This window comes from Microbacterium aquimaris, assembly GCF_039531285.1.
Classification (GTDB): Bacteria; Actinomycetota; Actinomycetes; order Actinomycetales; family Microbacteriaceae; genus Microbacterium; species Microbacterium aquimaris.
This window is the reverse complement of record NZ_BAAAPT010000002.1, coordinates 656,007-674,169: the sequence shown is the minus strand read 5'-3', so window position 1 is coordinate 674,169 and position 18,163 is coordinate 656,007. Positions and strand designations below refer to the sequence as shown.

Below are 18,163 nucleotides of genomic sequence, written 5' to 3'. Positions count from 1 at the left end.
GTCGGATGATCACCGCCGAGGGGGTGACCGTCCGCTACGGCCGGACGGTCGCCCTCGACGCGGCCGACCTCACCGCGTCGACCGGGATCACCTTCGGGTTGATCGGTCCGAACGGATCGGGGAAATCCACCATGTTGCGCGCCATGCTGGGGGCGTTGCGGCGCGCCGGCGGCCGGGTGGAGGTCGACGGTGTGAGCGTGGACGACCTCACCGCGCGACAGCGCGCCGAGCGTATCGCCGTCGTGGCGCAGGAGGAGCCGAGCGGTCTTCCGTTGACGGCGTGGGATTCGGTGCTGCTGGGTCGTTCGCCGCGGCTGTCCGGCTGGAGCCGCTACCGTCCCGTCGACGAGCAGGCCGCCGCCGAGGCGATGTCGCGGGCGGGGGTGGACGCGTTGGCGCACCGCGGCATCGATGAGCTCTCCGGCGGCGAACGCCAGCGCGTGCTCATCGCTCGCGCGCTGGCCCAGGAGGCCACCCATCTGCTGTTGGACGAGCCGACCAACCACCTCGACGTGCGCTACCAGCACGACATCCTCTCGCTCGTGCACTCGTTGCCGCTGACGACGGTCGTGGTCCTGCACGATCTGAACCTCGCCGGGCGCTACTGCGACGAACTGATGTTGCTCGACGGGGGGCGGATCGCCGCACGCGGGACCCCGCACGATGTGTTGGTGCCCGACGTGCTCGAACCGGTCTACGGCATCTCGATGCGCCGCGTCGACCTGGACGGCGTTCCGCAGTTGGTCTTCCGTCCGGCCGAGCGGGCGGTGACGTGACTCGCCGAACGATTCGTCGCGGTCGGCGATACGGCTCGGTGGGCCTCACCACCCGAAGGTATTGAACCACTCGCGTCGCCGGAGCGCCTCGGCCCGCGGCTCGCCCGCGTCACTGGTGTCGTGGGGCGCGAGGACACCGTCGTGGAGCGGGACGAAGCGGTGGCACGCCGCGCAGAGCGCGCGTCCGTGCGGCCACCCGTCGGGGACCATCGCGGCAGGTTCGCCGGGGGCCCCGGACCCCGGACAGCGGAGCGGGTCGGCGCCGGTGTCAGCCCACATCACCGTGCGGTGACGGTGGAGCCCGGCATGGTCGACGGGGCGGGTGCAGCGTCGTCCGTCGCGGCGACTGCGGCAGAACCGCATGATGTCGTCGGGTGCGCCGGTGGTCACCGCGTCAGTCTCGCACCCGGGGCACGAACCGGGGGACCCAGCGCAGGAACGCACCGGCTCCGGCGAAGGCGATCACCCCCATCGCGGCCACGGCGATCGGAAGCGAGGCGACCGCGGTGATCGCGGAGACCAGGACCGGGGCCAGTGCGCCACCTGCGTCGCTGAGGGTGCGCCAGGATCCCAGGAACGGCGCGGGATCGGTCGGCGGCGCGACATCCGCACCGAGGGTGAGGAGGATGCCGCTGGACAGGCCGTTTCCGACACCGAGCACGGCGGCGAACATCGCGAACCACATCGCCGCCTGCTCCCCGTCGTGGGTGAAGGCGAGGGCGGCGAACCCCGACCCCATGAGGATCATCGCCGGAAGCGCCGCCCACAGTCGCCCGAACCGGTCCATCACCTGGCCGCTGGCGTAGAACAGCGCGAAGTCGATCGCCCCCGAGACGCCGACCACGAGGGCGATCGTCTGCGCGTCGAGGCCGATCGAGACACCCCACAGGGGCAAGACGACAGAGCGTGCGGCGCGCGCCGCCGACAGCGAGGCGGCGGCCAGACCCAGGCGGGACAGCACCGTGCGGTATCGCCACATGGTGCGGAAGACGCCGTCGCGCGCGCCGGTGGTGGCCACCGGTCCGGTGATCACCTCGCCGGTGTCTTCGTGGTCGCGCTCGTCGCGGCGCGGGTCGGGGGTGCTGACGGCCGTCTCCGGGTCGGGCCCGAAGAGCACCAGCAGGATCGTCCCGACCAGGCACGCGGCGAAGAACCAGATCGTGGCGTGCTCGTCGCCGAACACCGCCAGGAGGGCGGCGGCGAGGAACGGGCCGGTGAACGAGCCGAGACGGAAGGTTCCTCCCAGCAGCGACAGCGCGCGGGCGCGGAACGACAACGGCACCCGCGTGGTCATGAACGAGTGTCGCGCCAGACCGAACGCCGCGGCGCTCAGGCCCACGACGAACACCGACAGGGTGAAGGCGACCAGGCCGGGCGTGAGGGCCATGCCGATGACGCCGGCCAGACCCAGGAATCCGGCGATCACCATGGTGACCCGTTCGCCCAGGCGCGCCACGGCGTAGCCGGCGGGGATGTTGCCGACGAGTTGGCCGATCACGACGGCCGCGGCGACGAGTGCCGCTGCCGCCAGGCTCGCGCCACGGTCGGCGGCGATCACGGGGATGAGGGGGAGGACGGCGCCCAGCCCGACGGCGAACAACAGGGTGGGGCCGTAGATCATCGGCGCGAAACGGGTGAGGATGCGCCCCGCAGAGTCGTTGATGTTGGCCGAGTCGTTCATGTCGCCGAGTCGTTCATGTCGGCCCCGACGATACCCCGGCTCGTGACCGGCGGCTGTCTCTCTGCCCCGCGCACCGGCTCGTAGCGGCGGGACGCGGCCCGACGGCGGTAGGCTGGAGCGCCATGCTTGAACTCGATATGTCCGCCGACATCCAGGCCCTGCGTTCGACCTTCTCCGATATCAAGGCCGTCGTCGATGTCGACGCGCTCGAGAAGGAGATTGCCCGGCTCAACGACGAAGCCGCAGCCCCCGACCTCTGGGACGACGTGGAGAACGCGCAGAAGGTCACCAGCGCGCTCAGCCACCGCCAGCACGAGCTGAAGCGGATCACGGAACTGGAAAAGCGCATCGACGACCTCGAGGTGCTCGTCGAACTCGCCGTCGAGATGGACGACGAGGAGTCGGCAGAGGAGGCCCGTCACGAACTGGCCGAGCTCGAAGACGTCGTCAACCAGCTCGAGGTGCAGACGCTCCTGGACGGGGAGTACGACGAGCGGTCGGCGGTCGTGACCATCCGTTCCGGCGCCGGCGGCGACGACGCGACCGATTTCGCGGAGATGCTGCTGCGCATGTACCTGCGGTGGGCCGAACGTCACGGCTACAAGACGAAGGTCATGGACACCTCCTACGCCGAGGGTGCGGGCATCAAGTCGGCGACCTTCGAGATCGACGCGCCGTATGCCTACGGCACCCTGTCGGTCGAGGCCGGCACGCACCGCCTCGCGCGCATCAGTCCGTTCGGCGGCGCCGACAAGCGTCAGACCAGCTTCGCCGCGGTCGAGGTCATCCCGGTGATGGAGGAGGCGCAGGAGGTCGACATCCCCGAGAACGACATCCGCGTCGACGTCTTCCGCTCGTCGGGCCCGGGCGGCCAGTCGGTGAACACCACCGATTCGGCGGTGCGCCTGACCCACCTTCCGACTGGCATCGTCGTGTCGATGCAGAACGAGAAGTCGCAGATCCAGAACCGCGCCGCCGCGATGCGCGTGCTGCAGACCCGCCTGATGCTGTTGCAGAAGGAGGAAGAGGCGGCGAAGAAGAAGGAGCTCGCGGGCACCATCACCGCCAGCTGGGGCGATCAGATGCGCTCCTACTTCCTCTACGGCCAGCAGCTCGTGAAAGACCTGCGCACCGGCCACGAGGTGGGAAACCCCGCGACGGTGTTCGACGGCGACCTCGACGGTTTCATCGCCGCGGGCATCCGCTGGCGCAAGCGCAAGGACGACGACTGAGTGCGTCCCGGCTCGCGACGGGCGTCGTGCGGCGGTGCGGCCTGGCGCCCTACCCGACCGCCGTTGCTGTGCATCGGTGATGTGCGCGCGCCGCGCGGGTGTCGCTGAGGGTGTGGCGGATGCGCTCGCTTAGGCTCGATTCGCCATGATCCGGTTCGAAAACGTCACCAAGCGCTATCGCGGCACGAAGAGCCCGGCGCTCGACAACGTCGACTTCGAGGTCCTCCGCGGAGAGTTCGTCTTCCTCGTCGGCGCCTCGGGGTCGGGCAAGTCGTCGTGTCTGCGTCTCATCCTGCGCGAAGAGGTGCCCAGCGACGGCCGCGTGGTCGTACTCGGCCGCGACCTGCGCACCCTGTCGAGCCGCAAGGTCCCGTACTTCCGCCGTCACGTCGGTGCGGTGTTCCAGGACTTCCGGCTGCTTCCCGGCAAGACCGTCTTCCAGAACGTCGCCTTCACGCTCCAGGTGATCGGATCGTCGCGCGCGTTCATCCAGCAGGCCGTGCCCGAGGTGCTCGCCCTCGTCGGGCTCGCCGGCAAGGAGAAGCGGATGCCGCACGAACTCTCCGGCGGTGAGCAGCAGCGTGTGGCGATCGCCCGTGCGCTGGTCAACCGCCCGCAGGTGTTGCTCGCGGACGAGCCGACCGGCAACCTCGATCCGGCCACGTCGATCGACATCATGCGGCTGCTCGCGCGCATCAACGCCGGCGGCACGACGGTGGTGATGGCCACCCACGAGGCGAACTTCGTCGATCAGATGCAACGACGGGTGATCGAGTTGAAGAACGGCGTCATGATGCGCGACGACAGCCACGGCGGCTACGGCGACACCTCCGGCCTGCCGACCCTCGCACCCGAGCCGGTGCGCGGTGCCGCCGCGGTGGCCGCCCTCACCGAGGTCCTTGAGGTACAGCGCGAGGCTGCGGCGTCGATCGCCCGCGGCGTCGAGCCGGGCATGACGCGTCCCGCCGCCGAGGCAACCCCCGCCGCGGCGTCCCCGTCCACGGCGGCGTCCCCGTCGGACGCGGCGTCCGCCGCTCCGGCGTCATCCGCCCCGTCCGCGAGCGGCTCGACCCGACCCGCCGCGGCGTCCGCTCCCGCGGCTTCCTCCGCCGATCGCCCCGCACCCGACGCGGCCACCGCGACGCCGGAACCCGCCGCGTCCGCCGCCCCGGTCGCGCCCTCTACCGCCGACGCGACCGTTCCCCGGTCGCACGCCGCCTCGACGGCCGCGCCGGCGGGGGAGTCGGACCGCGCCGACGCCTCGGAATCCGACGCGGAGGGGCGTGTGCACCGCACGCAGCCGGTGCCGGTCATCGACCTCCCCGAGGTCGAGGTGGAGGAGCTGGGTCTGGCCGACCGGCTCGGCCTCGGCACGGGCGACCAGGACGAAGTGGGGCCGACCTCGTGAGATTCCGTCTGGTCCTCGCCGAGGCGCTCGGCGGGCTTCGCCGCAACGCGTCGATGGTCGTGTCGGTGGTGCTGGTCACCTTCGTCTCGCTCACCTTCGTCGGCGCGGCGATGCTCATGCAGATGCAGATCAGCACGATGCGCGACTACTGGGTCGATCGTGCCCAGGTGGCCGTGTACATGTGCACGTCGGTATCGCAGCAGACCGCGACGTGTTCGGGTGGCGTGGCCACCGAAGACCAGATCGCGCAGGTGCAGGAGACCCTCGACGGGGCCGCGCTGGAACCGCTCATCCGCGATGTGCGGTTCGAGGATCAGGACGAGGCGTACGCGAACGCCCTTGACCTGCTGGGTGAGGATTACGCGAACATCATCTCGCCCGAACAGATGAACCAGACGTTCTGGATCAACCTCGTCGACCAACGTCAGTCCGACGTGCTGATCGAGGCGTTCGCGGGCATGGAGGGGGTCGAAGAGGTCGCCGATCAGCTCCAGTATCTCGATCCGCTGTTCTCCGCATTGACGATCGCCACCTACATCGCGGTCGGGATCGCCGTGCTGATGCTGATCGCGGCGGTCCTGCTGATCGCGACGACCATTCGTCTGTCGGCATATGCACGCAGGCGAGAGCTGGGCATCATGCGCCTGGTCGGTGCGTCGAACCGGTTCATCCAGACGCCGTTCGTGCTCGAGGGCGTCTTCGCGGCGTTGCTCGGATCGGTGCTGGCCAGCGGCGCCGTGCTCGCCGGGGTCCACTTCGGTGTGGAGGAGTACCTCCGTGACAGGGTGGACTTCGTGACCACGTGGGTCGACATCGGCGATGCGTTGCTGGTCGTGCCGGTGCTGATCGTGATCGGTGCGGTGCTGGCGGCGTTCTCGGCGAGCTTCGCGATCCGACGCTGGCTGCGCGCCTGATCCGCCCGTCTCGTCGGGGTAGACTGACGGGCTGCCGTTCGAGTGGCATCAGTCATCCAAGGAGTCATCATGGTCCGGGAACGCGGAGAGAAGGTCGTCGCGACCAACCGTCGCGCCCGCCACGACTACACGATCGAGAAGACCTACGAGGCGGGTCTGGTGCTCATGGGCACCGAGGTGAAGTCGTTGCGCGAGGGGCGCGCGAACCTGACCGACGGGTACGCCTTCATCGACAAGGGTGAGGCGTTCCTGGATGCGGTGAACATCCCGCAGTACTCGCAGGGGCACTGGACCAACCATGCCGCCAAGCGCGTGCGCAAGCTGCTGTTGCACAAGGACGAGATCGAACGGCTGGGTCACGCGGCGTCCGCCGGCGGCTACACGCTCGTTCCGTTGCGGCTGTACTTCAGCGACGGTCGGGCCAAAGTCGAGATCGCGATCGCGAAGGGTAAGGCCGAGTACGACAAGCGCCAGACCCTGCGGGAGCGTCAGGACAAGCGTGAGGCCGAACGAGCCATGCGCACCCGCAACCGTCTCGGGGAGTGATCGGACGCTCGCTGGACGCCTTGCGGCGGTCACGATAACCTGACGCGGGATGAAGACGTCGGTTCCAGAGACCTCGGCCCGGAAGGCATCAGCCCGGGAGACATCGGGCCGGAAGAGCGTGGCGCTCAAGATCCTCGTCGCCTCGGTCGCCCTCGCGACGGTCGTCGGTCTTGCCGCCATCGTCTCCACCACCGTCGTGGCACCCATGATGGGCGTCACCTCGACGGACGACGACGGCGTCCCCTCGCTCCCGGTCACCGGCTGATCCGGCGAGCCTCAGAACTTTCTTTAGCCGGCTGCATCCGAATCGCACGCCCTCCGGGAATACACCTCATGTCAGGCGGTAATCAGCCGCCATCGATCAAGGAGGATTATCGTGCGTAAGACCCTCGCAGCGGGAATCGCTGCCGGAGCCATCGCTGCTTTCGGACTCGCGGCCCCCGCCTACGCCATCTCGGACACCACGGCCGACCTTTCGGTGCTCCATGGCATCCCCGACACCCCCGTCGACGTCTACGTCAACGGGGAACTGACCCTCGACGACTTCCAGCCGGGCGACCTCGCCGGTCCGTTGGATCTCGCTGCCGGTGACTACGAAGTCGCCCTGACGGCGACGGATGCCGCCGACGACAGCGATCCGATCCTCGGTCCGATCAGCGTGACCCTCGAGGCCAACACCAGCTACACCGCGGTGGCGCACCTCACCGAGGGCGGCGATCCGACCGTCACCCCCTATGTCAACGACATCTCCGAGACCGCCGCCGGCGAAGGCCGACTGACCGTTCGTCACGATGCCGCCGCCCCCGCGGTGGACGTGCTCGCCGGTGACACCCCGGTGATCGAGAACCTCTCCAACCCTGAAGAGGCCAGCCTCGACCTCGCCGCCGGAACCATCTCGGCCTCCGTCGCCGCGACCGGGACCACTGACCCGGTGATCGGGCCGGCCGATGTGGCCGTCGAAGAAGGCGTGCTGACCATCGTCTACGCGTGGGGCAGCCTGGAGGACGAGAACCTCCAGCTCGCCGTGCAGACCATCGACGGACTGCACTCGGCACCCGACGGAGTCCCCTCGGGCACCGGCGGACAGCTGGCTGAGCGTGACGCGATGATGCAGACGCTGCTGATCGTCGGAGCCTTCGGTGTCGCCGCAGCCGTGGCCACCTCGGTCGTGGTCGTCTCGCGCAAGCGGGCCGAGCGCTGAGAATCGCCATGCCTCGCACGGTGATCGCGACGGGACTCGCCCCCGTCGCGATCGCCCTTGCCCTGACCGGGTGCGGGCAGACGGCCGTCGCCGATTCCCCCACGGCGACCCCCACCCCTGTCCGCACCGCGGCGGCACCGGCCCCGACAGCGTCGGTGGAGGTGCCGGTCGCGGCGGCGACTCCCTCGCCGCCGCGACGCTCCGTTGCTCCGACGCTCGTCAGCATCCCGGCGATCGATGCCGAGGTTCCCGTGGTGGATGTCGGCGTCGAGGAGGGCGGGTTCATGGAATTGCCCGTCGATCCCGCCGTCGCCGGGTGGTACCGGTGGGGCTCGGACCCTTCGAGTGAGCAGGGCAACACGGTCATCTCGGCGCACGTGGACGCCCCCGGCTATCCCATCGGTCCGTTCAGTCGCCTCCGCGACCTGGGACCGGGGGAGCAGGTCGAGGTCGTCGACGCCGAGGGGACGGTGCACCGGTACATCTTGCAGAGCGTGACCTACTACCCGAAAGCGGAGCTACCCGTCAATGAGCTGTTCTCGCGCGATGGAGAGGGCACACTTGTCCTCATCACCTGCGGCGGAGCGTTCGATTCCGCCACCGGCCGGTACCAGGACAACGTGGTCGCGATCGCCGTCCCCGCCTGAGTCGCCCGAGGTGGTGACCCGAAAGGCAGGTGGCGTCGTGGATCCCGACGAACTCGATCTGTATGACCGGTTCCGTCGAGGCGAAGACCGCGCTCTGGAAGAGGTGTACCGCCGGTGGTCGGCGGTCGTGTTCACGCTGGCACTGCGGTCACTCGGTGATCGGGGCGACGCGGAGGACGTCACGCAGAAGACGTTCGTCTCGGCCTGGACCTCGCGGGAGAAGTACGACCCGTCGAAGGCGAAGCTGTCGACCTGGCTGGTGACCATCTGTCGGCGTCGGATCGCCGACACCCATGAGGCTCGGGCCCGTGTGCGGCGGTTGCAGGATGAGATGCAGCACTACACCGATCCCGACAGCTTGGTCAGTTCGGAGGTGGATCTGGCCGATCAGTTGCTCCTGGCAGATGAGCTCGACCGGTTGGAGCCGGACGCGCAGAAGGTGGTGAGGCTCGCGTTCTACGACGACCTCACACACGATCAGATCTCCCACCGGCTCGAGATGCCGTTGGGTACGGTGAAGAGCCACATCAGACGAAGTTTGAAACGACTACGAGAACGACTGGAGGTGAGTCATGTCGCGCATTGATCCTGACCGGCTGGCGCTGATTGCGCTGGGCGAAGAGGCCACGGCCGACGAACTGGCGCATCTGCAGGAGGACGAGGCGACCGCCCAAGAGCTCGCGGATCTGCGCCGCGCGGTACTCGTGGGTCGATCGACCCTCACGGTCGGAGATCTCGAGTCACCGCCCGAGCGGGTATGGGACCGCATCGCCGCCGAGGTGGGGGTGCCCGCGGTGTCGGCACCCGACGCGGTCGCTAATCCTGTCGAGGTGGAGGTCGACCCGGTGCTGGTGGCGGACATGTCACCGCCTGTCGACGATGTCTCGCCCGCCGCTCCCGCCGCGTCCGATGCTCCAGTCGCGTCCGATGCCGATGCCGATGCCGATGCCGATGCCGATGCTGCGGCGTCCGCGTCCGATGCTCCGGCCCATGCCGTGTCCGCGTCCGATGTTGCTGCTCGCACCGCGTCCGACACGTCCGGGTCTGATGCCCCGGCGCCGGTGGACGCCCTGGACGATGACGCGCGGCCCGCCCGGGGTGTTCCCCGCTGGACGAAGCTGATGTTCGCCCTCGCCGCGTCGATCGCGGCGGTGCTGGCGATCGTCGGCGTGACCTCGGTGTTGCGCCCGGCGCCGACCGAGCTGGCCGCGGCGGCGCTGGACGCCTTCCCGAACCATCCCGGCGCCTACGGGACGGCGGTCGTGGTCGAAGACCCCGACGGGGAGCGCCTCATCACGGTCGAACTCGACGCGGACGAGGCCGGCACCGACGCGTACCGCGAGGTGTGGCTGATCACCGCCGACGCATCGGCGATCGTCAGCCTGGGTGAGTTGGAAGGGGACGAGGGGACGTTCACGATCCCCGACGACATCGACATCGACGAGTTCGTGTTGGTCGACATCTCCGAGGAGCCGCTCGATGGCGACCCGACCCATTCGGGGGATTCGATCGTGCGGGGCGAGCTCGAATCGGTCTGAACATGCGTCGATCCGGGTGTATCGGGAATGGCGGCGAGTCGGTATCCGTTGTATCCTGATGTGCTCGGGTCGCATGGATCCGAGGATTGACAACTCCACAGCGTGACAACGGTCCTTCGCACGAAGGAACGCACGGGGATGATCGGTTTCGACATCGTCTGCGTAACTGCGTGAAGCGGGCCGAGGATGCAGGGTTATCTCGTGAACGCCCCCTGCAAACCAATAACTGCCGAAAAGCAGCAGTCTGACTTCGCCCTCGCTGCGTAAGCGAGCCCGATAGTCCGTCAGTCCGTGTGTGATCCCGACACGGGTACTGGCGTCATCTAGGGATCTTGCTGCGTGACGGCGTCTGGACGTCACGCGGGACTCTTTCCAGGCTGGGCCCGTCGACTTAGGTGTCTGTGACAAAGGTCGGGGCCGAGCAGAACGTCTGCACAGACTGCGCCCGGAGAAGCCGCAGCGACCCAGCGATGGACGGGGGTTCGATTCCCCCCATCTCCACAACCGTTGTCACGGACCGAAGGTCCGGATGCCGACTCCCGCCGTCGGTATCCGGGCCTTTTGTTTTCCCCTGGCCGTTCAGCCGAGCCCGACGAGGAAGACCGCACCGTCGACGGCCGCGCCGGTGACCACGTTGCCGCTGAGGACGAAGAGCGCCGTGGCGCGGTCGACGTTCACGAGCATCCGCACGTCCATGCTGGGGAGAAGGCCGAGTTCGTCGACGGGGACGAACAACTCGAGCGCGTCGGTGGCTGTGGCGGAGTCGAACTCCATCGCCTTCCACTCCGAGGATCCGAGCCACCAGTTGTTGGACTCGCCGTCGTCGAAGTTCGACCCCTGGCCGATGCACAGCGGCATGCTCGCGGTGGCCGTGCCTCCTTGCGGGGTGAGGTCACCGCAGAAGGCGAAATTGAGTTTGCCGGGCGCGGTGGTGCCGTCGTTGACGCCGGCTCCGACCATGCCGCCGCTGCCCACGGCGTCGACGAACCAGTCGGCCACATCGTCGCTGGCGTTGCGACCGGCGGTGACGTTGATGCTGTAGTTGTTGAGGTTCGTTCCGTCGAGCAGATGGGTCCAGAGCACGCCGTCGTATGTCGTGGTGTCGTGCACCCCGGCCCACAGCTGACCCGAGGTGATCGAGGAGGTGCAGTCGGTGCCGCAGGAGATCTGCCAGGACGTGGGGACATCCACCGGATCGTCATCGAGTTTGCGGGCGAGCGTGTGGAACACAGCTTTCTCGCCGGCGCTCATGTCGGGGTGCGCGTCGACGAAGTCGGTCAGGTGCGTGCCCGTGAGCGCGGGAAGTCGCGAGGGGCTGTAAAACGACAGGTGGTTCGGGTGGGTGCCGCCGGCATCGAGTTCGAAGGTGTAGGACGATGTGCCTTCGGACGCGATGCAGGCCACAAGACTGGTGGCGTTCGAATCGGTGGCGTCTTCGTCGATGTAGCACCCGTTGCGGGTGTCGTCGTAGGCGCTTCCGCCCATCCACCAGTTGTACTTCACGCCGCTGTCGCCCTGCCCGAAGCAGGTTTCGACGCCGGCACCGGCGAAGTCGCTGAAGGTGAGGGTGCCGCAGAAGGCGTAGTGCAGGGTGTCGGGTTCGGAGTCGCTGGAGGCGTCGGTGTGGACGGCGTGCCCCCCGGTCTGGTCGTTGAACCAGTCCGCGACCGAGTCGCTGCCGTCGTGCGTTCCCTCCACGTCGATGGTGAGGACCTGCGAAGAGCTGTTCCACTCGGCGTCGTCGAAGGAGAAGTCCTCTCCGGAGTAGTCGCCGTAGGTGAAGGACAATCCTCCGATGTCGCTGGTGACCTCGACGCTGTCGTCGTGTGTCTTCGACTGCTCGGGATCGGCGTCTGCATCGGCGTCGTCTGAGGACTGCGCGGGGGAGGGCGAGGCGGCGGTGTCTGCGCCGTTTCCGGTGGCGCCGTCAGCGGTTGTGCCTCCTGAGACCGGGGCGGTGCCGGATCCGTCGGTGTCGTCCTCGGTTGCGACAGGCGGGCTCGGTGCGGGGGAGCGCGTCGCCTCGGGCTCGGGCTCGGGCTCGGGCTCGGCGGCGTCGGTGGGGCCCGAGACGGTCGCGCTGGGGATCGGCGTGGGGGTCTCGACGGCCTCTTCGGTCTCGGCAGTCGCGGTGCAGGCGGTCAGCAGCAGAGCGGTCGCGAAAACCGTCGCGGCGGCTCGACGGATGGTGCGGGGTGATCGTCGGTCGGGCATGGCGTCCTTCGGCAGGCATCCGGAACGGAGGGGGCGTTGCGCCCGGCGGGGTGTTCAGGCGACACGCGCGACGGCCGGTTCGGGTTCGGCGTCATGGCCACGTTATCGGTGCGCGGCGCCCGAGCGCTCGTCGAGGGAGTCAACCCATGAGCGAACGAGACCAGCTCGTGACGCGCCAGAGGAGCTGTGCGCGGCGGCCCGAGTCACGCGGACGGTTCAGTCGCGCAGGGGCGAGCCGGCGACGTCGAACCGGAATCCGCCCATGGCCCCGGAGAGCATCGGCATGGCTTCGGCGATCGCCGCCGTGACGCTCGGCAGCTGAAGGGATGCGCGGTGTGCGTCGGCGGATTCCCACAGCTCGATGACGAAGACGGTGTCGGGGTCGTCGTCGTTCGTGCCCACTTCATAGAGCAGACATCCGGCATCGGCGAGATCTGTGCCGCGCCTGGTGAGGATGGCCACCACGTCGTCGCGGCGACCGGGCTGGACACCGAGTGAGCCCACGTTCGCAAAGGTCATAGGCCCACCGTATCGACCGCCGACGACACAGGTCGATCGTCCACGTCAACCCTCGACGGGGGATGACGGATGCTGTCAGGCTGGACGAGGCATCCGTACCGCGAAGGAGACTCCATGAAGTACCGCACCCTGGGCCCCTACACCGTTTCGGCGATCGGTCTGGGGGCGATGCCGGTGTCGATGAACCGGGACGGTGTCTTTCCCGAACGTGACGCGGCGATCGAGATGGTGCATGCTGCGCTCGAGGCGGGTGTGACCTTCATCGACACCGCCGATATCTACGCGCCAGACCACGAGGAGATGGGGCACAACGAGCTGATCGTGCGCGATGCCCTGGCGTCGTGGGGTGGGAACACCGATGACATCGTGGTCGCCACGAAGGGTGGTATCACGAGGCGTGAGGACGGTTCGAAGGGTCGCGACGGGTCGCTGGAGTATCTGCGGTCGGCGGTCGAGAAGTCGTTACGCAACCTCGGTGTCGACACGATCGATCTGTATCAGTACCACCGTCCGGACCGGTGGATGGTCTATGGCGACATCATGCAGAACCTCAAGACGCTGCGCGACGAGGGCAAGGTGCGGGCGGTCGGCATTTCGAACGCAAGTGTCGAGGAGATCGAGATCGCCCAGCAGGTGCTCGGCGACGGTGGGTTGGTGAGCGTGCAGAACGAGTTCTCGCCGAAGCATCCGGGCAGCTTCGATGAGCTGACGTACTGCGGGGAGCAGGGTGTTGCGTTCCTGCCGTGGAGTCCGTTGGGTGGCACCGGTGGTGGCGCGCGGGATGTGGGGGAGCGGTTCGCCGTGTTCGCCGACATCGCGCGTGGTCACGATATGAGTCCACAGCAGGTGGTGCTCGCGTGGGAGCTGTCGCTCGGTGACCACGTGATCCCGATTCCGGGTGCGCGTCGACCGCAGTCGATCACCGATTCGGCCAAGGCTGCCGACCTGGCGCTGACGGCGGATGAGCTTTCCCGCTGCTCGGCCGCCGTCGGGCTGCACATGGAGCAGTAGGTTCCGGCACCGGCCGAGGGGGTCCGCGTGCGTCGTTGTCGCTTTCACGGCGTACGTCGTCGCCGTCTGGTGCGCGCTGACACTTGTCACTTGGACTCGTCGCCGTGATGCCTCCGCGCAGGGTGCAGTGGTGTGCTGCGTGCGTTGCGGTCTTCTCCTCGAGCGCCGAGTGGACGCGGTGGGATGGATGACGCGTCGTCGGTGCCGGGGAGGCGTTGTGCGGTGACGGGTTGTGCCGTCTGGCGGGCTATTCCGTGGTCGCGTCAGAACGGTGCGGGGACGGCGGGTTCGGGGTCGAACTCGGCGTCGGTCGCGAAGTGGACGCTTGAGGATGGGCGGTCGGTGTAGACGCGTCCGCCGGGGCTGGTCCATTCGAGTGAACCGTCGGGTTTCTGGACGACGGCCCAGGGCGTGTGGTGTTTCAGAGTGTGGTGTCGACGGCAGAGGTGTCCCAGGTTCGAGACCACGGTGGTACCGCCGAATTGCCAGTCGATGGTGTGATCGAGGTCGCATCGGGAGACGGATTGTCGGCATCCGGGGAATCGACAGTGTCGGTCGCGCACTTCGAGTGTCCGGCGCATCTCTTTGGTCGGTTGGTAGCGGTCGACTCCGAGGACGGCGCCCGAGATCGGGTGGGTGAGGATCCGGTCCCATCCCGGGGCGGTGCGGGCGAGGTCTCGGGCGGTGTCGGGGTCGATGGGTCCGTGCCCGGTGAGGGTGATCGGGTCGAAGGGGTCGTCGACGGGGGACCCGAGGAGCGCGAGGACGGGAACGGTGACCTGGACGGTGGCTTGAATGCTGCCGAGCCCCGCGTCGGAGGTGCCGGTGTGGGCGTCGGGTGCTGCGGTCAGCAGCATGTCGGTGAGGATGTCGACGCGGACGGCGTCGAGCGGGCGTCGATTCGCGAGCAGGTCGTCGAGGTGGAGCCGCGCACGGTCGAGGTCTTCTTCGGCCGTGGTCGCCTCGGGTGCTGTGGCGTCGCGGAGCTTGCGCGCCTGGAGCTTGACCTGCTCGCGTGCCTCGCGGATCGCTTGGGTTTCGGCGTCGGCGACGTCGCGTGCCATCTGGGTCAGCCGGTCGTGCACGCCGTGGAGGAGAACGGCGGAGCCGGTGACGTGCAGTTCGGCCATGCCGTCGTCGAGGTCGTCGACCCGGACGGACCGGATCGCGGCGGCGTGAGCGTGCCTCTCGCGGATGGTCTCGTCGAGGTACCACTCGGCGCGGCGTTTGGCGACGGGACGCAGGCGCGAAGCCGACTCAGCCTCGGCGTAGGGGAGAACGCTGTCCTCGTAGTCGGCGATGAGTTCGGGGTGCTGGATGCGGTCGCCGGCCTCGACGATGACGCGTGCGTGTGCCAGCGAGATCCGCCCCGCGCTGAGTGAGGCGACCGTGGCGGGGAATGCCTGCAGCATCCGCTCAGCATCGCCGACCTGGCGTTGCACCGTGCGGTCGGACACGCGAAGGGCCGCCGCCAGTTCGGCCGCGACCGAACGTCGCGCGAGTTCGGCATCGGAGCGTGTCTCTTCTGCGGCCGCCCACTCGTCGGCGATCTGCCCCGCCGATGCCAGGGCGCGCGCCTCGCGCGCGTCGAGAGCGGCCTTCATGCGCCGGATCTCGACGAGCTCGGCCGTCACCGGCGCCAGTCGCGCGGCGGCGACATCGGCGGGGGAGGTGGCCGTTTCGAACATGACTCCATCATGCCACCACCCTCAGACATTTGTTCGATGAAGGGGGGATCTGTGCACACATCTCGCGAACCATCCCGGGTCGAAGCACTATGGAGAGGTGGTTTACGCGGCGCAGATAGAACATAGATACGACTTTACCTGTAGCTCGCCGGCATCCGCCGGCGGGACGACTCGCGGCTTCGCGTGTGACCCGGGAGGATGGAGCCATGCCATCCCCTGAGCGCCCCGGTCTGCGGGTCAACGGGCGTCTCACGATCCCCGAGGGGGAGCTGGTCTGGCGATTCTCCCGTTCGTCGGGTCCGGGCGGTCAGGGCGTCAACACGACGGACTCCCGTGTCGAACTCAGCTGGGATGTGGCGGCATCGAGCGTCGTATCCGACTCGCAACGCACGCTCATTGCGGACAAGCTCGCCACTCGCCTGGCAGGGGGAGTGCTCACGGTCGCCGCGTCGGAGAATCGCGCGCAGCTGCGCAACCGGGAAGCCGCACGAGACCGACTCGCCGCGCTCGTCGCCGACGCGCTGCGGCCGCCAGGCCCGAAGAGGCGGAAGACGAAGCCGAGCCGCGGCTCACAGGAGCGGCGGCTCTCAGCGAAGAAGCGTCGTACCGACGTCAAGCGTCTTCGGCGCCCGCCGGCGGAGTGACGCGGAGAGACTTCAGCTCGACACGGTTCACGTACAGGGCCGCAGGTTCACGCGGCCTGCGTGCAGGCACATCGATGCTCCGAGCAGGGTGTATCGGGCGTTCTCGTGGGGTGGCCGCCGGCCGGTTCGGTCGGAATATGAAGCGGCTGGCGCCGCGTATGTATGCTCGCCTGGGTGTATGGGGAAAGACTCGAGCGCTGGGAGAAGATTGTCGAATGGCCGCTAACGGCGGCTGCCGTGCTCTTCCTGGTCGCATATGCAGTACAAATCATAGAGCGAGACGCGGGGTCGGCTTCCGCCGTCGCCGAGGTCGTGCTCTGGGTCACATGGGGCATGTTCGGGATTGACTATCTGGCGAGGTTGACGCTCGCACGCCACCGAGGTAGATGGTTTATTCGCCACCTTCTCGACTTGGCGATTGTCGTGTTGCCGATGCTGCGGCCGCTCAGGCTTATGCGCTTCCTGGCGATTCTCGCAATCATACAACGCAGCTCCGGTTCGATGCTGCGCGGAAAGGTCGCGGCGTACACGATCGGGACGACGATTCTCGTGATCCTCATTGGTGGTCTCGCTGTGCTTGACGCAGAGCGTGGGCACGGCGGAAGCATCCAGTCCCTCGGTGACGCAGTGTGGTGGTCGTTCGTCACGATAACGACCGTTGGATACGGCGATTACTTCCCTGCGACCGTCTCGGGGCGGATCGTCGCCGTTGGCCTGATGATCGGCGGAGTCGCGCTCATTGGCGTTGTGACCGCGACGCTGGCGTCGTGGATCGTTGAGCGAGTATCGACAGAGACCGGGAGCGTCGCGGCCACTCAAGATCAGGTAGATGAACTGCGTGACGAGATTCGTGAACTCAAGGCGATGGTGCGGGATCTCCGCGGATGTTCGGACACTCCACAGGTCACGCCTTCGCGCGTGTCACAGTCAGATACGCTCGGCAGTTGACTGTCTAATCACGATCCGGGGGGATTCCGCGATGGAATTTGTTGAGCGCATCGGAGCGCTTGCGACGAAGGTGGCCAATCAGGCCGATGCGATTGTCACGGAGGAGGCGACGAAGAACGCGTTCGTCATGCCGTTTATCTCGACGGTTCTTGGCTACGACGTCTTCGACCCACTGGAGGTTGTGCCTGAGTACACCGCGGATGTCGGAACGAAGAAGGGCGAAAAGGTCGATTACGCGATCATGCGTGATGGCGAAGTCCAGATTCTGATTGAATGCAAGCCCTCGCGCGGCACATTGAAGATTGAGCACGCTTCTCAGCTCTTCCGATACTTCGCCGTGACGAATGCGCGTCTAGCCATTCTCACAAATGGTCTCGTGTGGCAGTTCTTCACCGACCTTGACGCACCCAATCGGATGGACGCAAAGCCTTTCCTAGTGCTGGATCTTCTTGATGTCGATGACACGCTGATTCCTGAGATCCAGAAGCTGAGCAAGTCGAGTTTCGACCTGGACTCGATCATCAATGCAGCCGAGGAGTTGAAGTATGTTGGCGCTATCAAGCGTGCGATCGCCGCTCAGTTCCGAGAGCCCTCGGATGACTGGGTGAAGTTCTTTACGTCGCGGGTGTACGACGGTTCCTTCACGCAGCGGGTGCGTGAACAATTCACCGCGCTTGTTGCCAAGGCCTCTACCCAGTTTCTGACGGAGAGCGTCAACGATCGCCTCAAGACCGCACTCGGAGCTGGTATCCCCATGAGCGAGGATCAGGAAGAGGCTGTTGCGAGCGAGCCCGTGGCGGAGCGAGACCTGTCCCGGGACACAGAGATTGAGACGACGCTCGAGGAGATTGAGGCCTACCAGATCGTGAAGGCCATCTCGTGCGCCGTTGTGAAGCCACATCGCATCACGCAGCGCGACTCCAAGAGCTACTTCGCGGTTCTGCTAGATGACAACAACCGTAAGCCGATCGCGCGCCTGCACTTCAATACGAAGCAGAAGTATCTCGGTCTCTTGGACGCGGACAAGACAGAGACTCGGCACCCGATCGACAGCATCGACGAAATCTACACCTACGCCGACGTGATACGGGAGGCGGTAGATCGCTACGCCTAGGTCGTGTTGGTCAAGCACCTCGTGTGTAATGGTCACGGTCGACCATGAGGGATGATGATCACCGGCGGGAAGATCAACGAAA

19 protein-coding genes and 1 other RNA gene are annotated in these 18,163 nt (G+C 67.3%); 15 read left to right on the top strand and 5 right to left on the bottom strand.

Annotated features, from left to right (window positions below):
• Positions 1 to 5 precede the first annotated feature (5 nt).
• Positions 6 to 776 (top strand): ABC transporter ATP-binding protein, encoded by a 771-nt coding sequence (locus tag ABD204_RS12815; protein WP_194424514.1) that lies wholly within the window; start codon positions 6 to 8, stop codon positions 774 to 776.
• Between the two features lie 45 nt (positions 777 to 821).
• On the opposite strand, the gene ABD204_RS12810 is transcribed toward ABD204_RS12815, so the two are convergent.
• Positions 822 to 1,166 carry a hypothetical protein gene (locus tag ABD204_RS12810; protein ID WP_322597590.1) on the bottom strand — a complete coding sequence of 115 codons (345 nt, stop codon included), beginning with the start codon at positions 1,164 to 1,166 and terminating at the stop codon, positions 822 to 824.
• A gap of 4 nt (positions 1,167 to 1,170) precedes the next feature.
• A complete protein-coding gene (locus tag ABD204_RS12805; RefSeq protein ID WP_194424515.1) occupies positions 1,171 to 2,457 on the bottom strand; it encodes an MFS transporter in 1,287 nt (428 codons plus the stop codon).
• Between the two features lie 122 nt (positions 2,458 to 2,579).
• On the opposite strand from ABD204_RS12805, the gene prfB reads away from it, so the two are divergent.
• From prfB to ssrA, 10 genes are all read left to right on the top strand, one after another.
• Entirely contained in the window at positions 2,580 to 3,689 is a 1,110-nt protein-coding gene (prfB, locus tag ABD204_RS12800; RefSeq protein ID WP_194424516.1) for a peptide chain release factor 2, read from the top strand.
• 145 nt (positions 3,690 to 3,834) lie between these two features.
• The gene (ftsE, locus tag ABD204_RS12795) at positions 3,835 to 5,097 is read left to right on the top strand and encodes a cell division ATP-binding protein FtsE (RefSeq protein WP_194424517.1); all 1,263 of its coding nucleotides are present in this window, start codon (positions 3,835 to 3,837) and stop codon (positions 5,095 to 5,097) included.
• Positions 5,094 to 6,011, top strand: coding sequence for a permease-like cell division protein FtsX (gene ftsX, locus ABD204_RS12790; RefSeq protein WP_194424518.1), 918 nt, complete (start codon positions 5,094 to 5,096; stop codon positions 6,009 to 6,011). The genes ftsE and ftsX overlap by 4 nt, the downstream gene beginning before the upstream one ends.
• Positions 6,012 to 6,080: 69 nt before the next feature.
• Positions 6,081 to 6,557: an SsrA-binding protein SmpB gene (smpB, locus tag ABD204_RS12785; protein WP_194424519.1), complete on the top strand. Its 477-nt coding sequence runs from the start codon at positions 6,081 to 6,083 to the stop codon at positions 6,555 to 6,557.
• Between the two features lie 118 nt (positions 6,558 to 6,675).
• Entirely contained in the window at positions 6,676 to 6,822 is a 147-nt protein-coding gene (locus ABD204_RS12780; protein WP_194424520.1) for a hypothetical protein, read from the top strand.
• Positions 6,823 to 6,933: 111 nt separating this feature from the next.
• On the top strand, positions 6,934 to 7,758 hold the full coding sequence (locus tag ABD204_RS12775) for a DUF4397 domain-containing protein (RefSeq protein WP_194424521.1): 825 nt from the start codon (positions 6,934 to 6,936) through the stop codon (positions 7,756 to 7,758).
• Positions 7,759 to 7,766: 8 nt separating this feature from the next.
• Positions 7,767 to 8,405 carry a class F sortase gene (locus ABD204_RS12770; RefSeq protein WP_194424522.1) on the top strand — a complete coding sequence of 213 codons (639 nt, stop codon included), beginning with the start codon at positions 7,767 to 7,769 and terminating at the stop codon, positions 8,403 to 8,405.
• A 37-nt stretch (positions 8,406 to 8,442) separates the two neighbouring features.
• The gene (locus ABD204_RS12765; protein WP_322597641.1) at positions 8,443 to 8,991 is read left to right on the top strand and encodes an RNA polymerase sigma factor; all 549 of its coding nucleotides are present in this window, start codon (positions 8,443 to 8,445) and stop codon (positions 8,989 to 8,991) included.
• Positions 8,978 to 9,943: an anti-sigma factor gene (locus ABD204_RS12760; RefSeq protein WP_194424524.1), complete on the top strand. Its 966-nt coding sequence runs from the start codon at positions 8,978 to 8,980 to the stop codon at positions 9,941 to 9,943. Before ABD204_RS12765 ends, ABD204_RS12760 begins: the two co-directional genes overlap by 14 nt.
• Before the next feature lie 134 nt (positions 9,944 to 10,077).
• Positions 10,078 to 10,447, top strand: a transfer-messenger RNA (tmRNA) gene (ssrA, locus tag ABD204_RS12755).
• A 75-nt stretch (positions 10,448 to 10,522) separates the two neighbouring features.
• On the opposite strand, the gene ABD204_RS12750 is transcribed toward ssrA, so the two are convergent.
• Together ABD204_RS12750 and ABD204_RS12745 are read right to left on the bottom strand one after the other, a co-directional pair.
• Complete coding sequence (locus tag ABD204_RS12750) at positions 10,523 to 12,157, bottom strand: hypothetical protein (protein ID WP_194424525.1); 1,635 nt, start codon at positions 12,155 to 12,157, stop codon at positions 10,523 to 10,525.
• A gap of 216 nt (positions 12,158 to 12,373) precedes the next feature.
• Positions 12,374 to 12,676, bottom strand: a complete 303-nt coding sequence (locus tag ABD204_RS12745) for a putative quinol monooxygenase (protein WP_194424526.1) — start codon at positions 12,674 to 12,676, stop codon at positions 12,374 to 12,376.
• A gap of 114 nt (positions 12,677 to 12,790) precedes the next feature.
• Between ABD204_RS12745 and ABD204_RS12740 the strand changes: the two genes are divergently transcribed.
• Positions 12,791 to 13,687, top strand: coding sequence for an aldo/keto reductase (locus ABD204_RS12740; RefSeq protein ID WP_194424527.1), 897 nt, complete (start codon positions 12,791 to 12,793; stop codon positions 13,685 to 13,687).
• Positions 13,688 to 13,950: 263 nt separating this feature from the next.
• Here the strand turns inward: ABD204_RS12740 and ABD204_RS12735 are convergent, their stop codons facing one another.
• Positions 13,951 to 15,375 carry an HNH endonuclease signature motif containing protein gene (locus tag ABD204_RS12735; protein WP_194424528.1) on the bottom strand — a complete coding sequence of 475 codons (1,425 nt, stop codon included), beginning with the start codon at positions 15,373 to 15,375 and terminating at the stop codon, positions 13,951 to 13,953.
• A gap of 206 nt (positions 15,376 to 15,581) precedes the next feature.
• Here ABD204_RS12735 and arfB point away from each other — a divergent pair, with 206 nt between their 5' ends.
• From arfB to ABD204_RS12720, 3 genes are all read left to right on the top strand, one after another.
• The gene (gene arfB, locus ABD204_RS12730; protein ID WP_194424529.1) at positions 15,582 to 16,019 is read left to right on the top strand and encodes an alternative ribosome rescue aminoacyl-tRNA hydrolase ArfB; all 438 of its coding nucleotides are present in this window, start codon (positions 15,582 to 15,584) and stop codon (positions 16,017 to 16,019) included.
• Between the two features lie 174 nt (positions 16,020 to 16,193).
• Positions 16,194 to 16,967, top strand: a complete 774-nt coding sequence (locus ABD204_RS12725; RefSeq protein ID WP_322597591.1) for a potassium channel family protein — start codon at positions 16,194 to 16,196, stop codon at positions 16,965 to 16,967.
• 31 nt (positions 16,968 to 16,998) lie between these two features.
• A complete protein-coding gene (locus ABD204_RS12720; protein WP_194424531.1) occupies positions 16,999 to 18,081 on the top strand; it encodes a type I restriction endonuclease in 1,083 nt (360 codons plus the stop codon).
• Positions 18,082 to 18,163 lie beyond the last annotated feature (82 nt).